Source organism: Longimicrobium sp., from assembly GCF_036554565.1.
In the GTDB taxonomy this organism is placed as follows: Bacteria; Gemmatimonadota; Gemmatimonadetes; order Longimicrobiales; family Longimicrobiaceae; genus Longimicrobium.
Window position 1 is genome coordinate 1 of record NZ_DATBNB010000328.1, and the last position, 4,113, is coordinate 4,113.

General features: G+C 70.5%; 4 protein-coding genes. All 4 read right to left on the reverse strand.

Annotation, left to right across the window (positions count from 1 at the left end):
* Positions 1-149: 149 nt before the first annotated feature.
* Complete coding sequence (locus VIB55_RS09305; RefSeq protein ID WP_331876373.1) at positions 150-776, reverse strand: HAD-IA family hydrolase; 627 nt, start codon at positions 774-776, stop codon at positions 150-152.
* 75 nt (positions 777-851) lie between these two features.
* Positions 852-1,205 (reverse strand): hypothetical protein, encoded by a 354-nt coding sequence (locus tag VIB55_RS09310; RefSeq protein ID WP_331876374.1) that lies wholly within the window; start codon positions 1,203-1,205, stop codon positions 852-854.
* Between the two features lie 11 nt (positions 1,206-1,216).
* Entirely contained in the window at positions 1,217-2,164 is a 948-nt protein-coding gene (locus VIB55_RS09315; protein ID WP_331876375.1) for an alkaline phosphatase family protein, read from the reverse strand.
* Between the two features lie 623 nt (positions 2,165-2,787).
* Positions 2,788-3,870, reverse strand: a complete 1,083-nt coding sequence (locus VIB55_RS09320; protein WP_331876376.1) for a lytic transglycosylase domain-containing protein — start codon at positions 3,868-3,870, stop codon at positions 2,788-2,790.
* Positions 3,871-4,113: the final 243 nt, after the last annotated feature.

Here is a 4,113-nt window from a genome sequence, read left to right on the forward strand (position 1 = left end):
GCTGTCGCCCTATGACCTGAGCCGCGGCCGCATTACCTACCGCTTCAAGTAGCCGCTCCCTCCGACGCCGTCCCTCTCCCCCGGCGGCGCCCGCTCCCAATCTGCGATGAAGGCCGTCCGCGCGGACGGCCACGCCATCGCGCACCTGCTCAGTCCAGCAGCGCCAGCACGTCCGCTTGCGTGTGCAGGAACGCGTCCGGGCCCGAGTGTTCCAGCGCCTCCCGCGGAAAGGGGCCCCACAGCGCGGCGGCCGTGCGCGTGCCCGCCGCCCGACCCGCCGCCACGTCGTGCGGCGAGTCGCCCACGAACAGCGCCTCCTCTGCATCCACGCCCAGCCGCTCCAGCGCCGCCAGCACCGGCTCCGGGTGCGGCTTGGGATGCGTGACGTCCTCGGGGGTGATGATGGCGTCGAAGTGCGACGCCAGGCCGCACAGCTCCATTCCGCGCATGGCCGCGCGGCGGTGCTTGCTGGTGACGATAGCCAACAAGTACCCGCGCCGGTCCAGCTCCGCGACGACCTCGACCGCGCCGGGAAAGGGCCTCAGCATCTGGTCGTGCAAGCCGTCCTGGAACGTGCGATAGGTGTCGAGCATCGCCGCGGCCTCGTCGTCGCTGCGGGCGAAGCGGCGGAGCTGCGAATCCAGCGTCATCCCAAACCCGCTCAGCCAGTCGTCGTCCGGCGGGCATTCGCCCAGGTGGGTGGCCATCGTATGGCGATAGCACCGCATGATCAGCTCGGTGCTGTCCGCCAGTGTCCCATCGAAGTCGTACAGCACAGCCCGGATCGGGCGAGAGGTTCTGAGGGTCAAGCGAAGCTCATCAGTCAGTTTCGGGGTTGGCGCCAAGACTCGTCACGGGCCGTTCTTCCACCGGACGCCCATGAAGACCTCGATGTCGTCGAGGGCATCCTCCGCAAATCCACCTACCTCCGGGTCGGACAGCAGGGCCTTGAGCGCGGGCACGACCGAGTCGACGTCGAGATCGCGCGAGAGGCGGGCGACATGCCCCAGCGAGGTCGCGGCGTTTCGTCGTACCCACACATCATCGTGGGTCAGGTGCCGGAGCGCGTGCTGCTCCGCGACGCGCCAGTCTGGTCCATGAAGCGCCAGCCGCAGGAGGGCGCGGCCGATTGCGCGCCCATCGCCCGACGCGAATGCGGCGTCGGCGGCCGATTGCGATATGGGCGCGAGTTCCTCGTAGATCATCCCGCCTTCGCTCACGGCATCCTCCGTTCTCCATCGCGCTGATCGACCCCGAGCGCCATCAGGATCGCGGGCGCCACATCGGTGATCGACCGTACCGCGGCGAACGCCTCGCGCCCGGCGCCGATGGCGAGCACGGGGACGGGATTCAGCGTGTGCCCGGCGCGCGTGTCTTCCAGGTTGCCGTGGTCGCTGCTGATCACCAGCAGGGCGTCATCGGGCAGCGCGTCCGCGAGCGCGGCGAGGAAGGCGTCCACCCGCTCCACCGCGGCGACCGCAGCGGCGAGGTCGCCTCGATGACCCGTGTAGTCCGTGTCGTAGTGCGCGAACAGCGTCACATCCGCTTCCGACGCCAGCCGCGCGAGGGTGCGGCCGGCTTCCTCCGGCGTTGCCTGGGGAAAGTCGTCGCCCAGGCGCTCGCGCCACCGATCGTTGGTGATGGACGACGCCACGGCGCGCCCCTCCGCCAGCTCGGTGGGCCCGCGGGTGAGCGCGCCCACGGACTCCGCGACCAGCGGCGGCGCGGCGGGCCGGCGGAAGATGCGCGGGTCGCCTCCGCCCAGCGGGTACGCGTTGGCGAAGCTCACCGTCAGCCCCGCGGTCTGCGCGCGGCGGAGCAGGTTCTGCTCGGCGAGCATGGGCCGCAGGTCCGTGGGCACCCACGGTCCGAAGTGGCGCCCGTACTCAGCGGCGGCGTTACGCCCCGTCAGGAGCGCCGTCTGCCCCGTTCCGCTCTGCGGCAGTCCTTCGACGCCCATCGAAGCATCTGCCGCGACCAGCACGGCCCGTTCGCTGACGATCCGGCCGTCACCATCCAGCTGCTCGGCGATGGGGCGGCGTCCGTCCAGGAGCCGCTCCATCCCTGGCAGATCGGCCGCGGCGAACGGGTTGTACGCCGCGTCGCCCGGGCCGATGCCTACGCCGTCCAGAAAGACCAGCATGGCGCGGCGGGGGATGGTCACGTGCGTTCGATTCGGGTGCGTGGACCGGCTTCGGATCGGGCGGCGGAATGTAGGGCGGGGGCGGGATGCGGGGTAGGGCGCTCGGCGGGGGCCGATGGTCGGACGCTGGGGCCTTGGCTCCTCGAGTGGGCAGGATCATTCCGGGGCCCGGGCTCCGTCGGGCGAATGAATTCGCTGCAACAACCACACGAAGTCCGCCTGCGCGGACTGGCTTACCCAAGCGCGAGTTCGGCCATGTGGCGCGACCGGACCAGAGTGCAGTTCTCCCCCTCTCCCGCTTGCGGGAGAAGGGGCCGGGGGGAGAGGGCAGCCCGGGGACTGCACGGCCCTCTCCGAAGCGCACCAACCTGCTTTTTTCGAGCGCCACGGTAACCGTCGGGCGAATGGATTCGCTGCAACGACCACACGAAGTCCGCCTGCGCGGACTGGCTTGCTTCCGTGTGGAGAGGACCGTGTGGCGCGACCGTGGTGTGTGGCGGATCCCTCGGTCGCTGCGGAGTTCGGTCTGGCGGCGGGTTGTACGTGGCCGCTCCGTCGGGATGACAAAAGCCCGGCTCCGCAATCGCGGGCCGGGCTCGTTTTACCATCTCACGGTTCTTATCGTGGCGACCGTCGTCCGGCAGTCAGGTCGGGATGCGCAGGCGCTGGCCGGGGCGGATGCCGTTCCGGCGGCCCAGGCCGTTGGCGGCCTGCAGGCGCTTGACCGTGGTGTCGTAGCGCCGGGCGATGGTCCACAGGCTCTCGCCGTTGCGCACCGTGTGGCGGCGGACGGCCGCAAGCCTGCGCTGCTCCGCCTGCCGGCGCTCCGCCACCTTCCGCTGCTCTGCGTTGCGCTCCACCTCGGCGCGGGCCAGGGCCACGCGCTGCACCGTGGCGAAGTTGGCGGCGTACTGGTCGCCGCGGCCGCGGGGAATGCGCACGGCGTACGGCTTCCTGCCCGGAGGCGTCATCGCCCGCACCAGGTGCGGGTTCATCCGCTTCAGCTCCGCCTCGCCCACGCCTACCGCCTCCGCCACCGTGGCCAGCTTCGTGGCCGCGGGAACCTCCACCTCGTCCCACTCCAGCGGCAGCCAGCGCTTCACCCCATCCAGCCCGTACTTCCCGGGCTCCTTGCCGATCAGCGCGGCGGCCACCATCAGCGGCACGTACTCGCGCGTTTCGCGCGGCAGGCGGGCGCGGATGCGCCAGAAATCGGCGTCCTTGCCCCGCTGGCTCCCCGTCGTGGCCTTCATCACCCGCGCCACGCGGCCCTCGCCGGTGTTGTACGCCGCCGCCGCCAGGTACCACGACCCGAACTGCCCGTGAAGGTCCGTCAGGTAGCGCAGCGCCGCATCCGTCGACTTTTCCGGGTGCTTGCGCTCGTCCACGTACGAATCGACGCGAAGGCCGTAGCGCTCGCCGGTGTCCTCGATGAACTGCCACAGCCCCACGGCCTGCGCGTGCGAGCGCGCGGTGGGGTTGAAGCCCGACTCGATCATCGAAAGGTACAGCAGGTCCTCGGGCATGCCGCGCTCGCGCAGCTTGGCGCGGATCATCCCCTCGTACCGGCCGGAACGCTTGAGGTACAGCGCGTAGGCGTCCTGCTGGCTGCCGGTGGTGAAGATGCGCACGAACTTCTGCACCGGTTCGTTGCGCACCACCGGGATGTCCCACGAAACCTCCGAAACCGCCGCGGCGGCCTCGCTGACGATGCCTCGGGCGGCCACGGAGCTTGCAGGCGCATTCGTGTCGTCGGCCCCCGCGGCTGCTGCGCCAAGCACACAACCGATGAGCACGGCAACGGGCAATGCGGACCTGATCTCCATGCGACCTCCTATGGCTGCGCGTGTACGGCGGAAACTGCTGCGGTGCGCGGTGCGCGAGAGAGGGGCGGGCCTGGGAGCCCGCCGCCGGATGCGGGAAACGGCTTGGTCGCCGTTCCGCATCTAACTTACACGCGCATATGGGTT

What these genes read in the sequence shown, in the direction of transcription:
- VIB55_RS09310 (WP_331876374.1), bottom strand. Translation starts at nt 1,205, where the DNA reads ATGATCTACGAGGAACTCGCGCCCATATCGCAATCGGCCGCCGACGCC.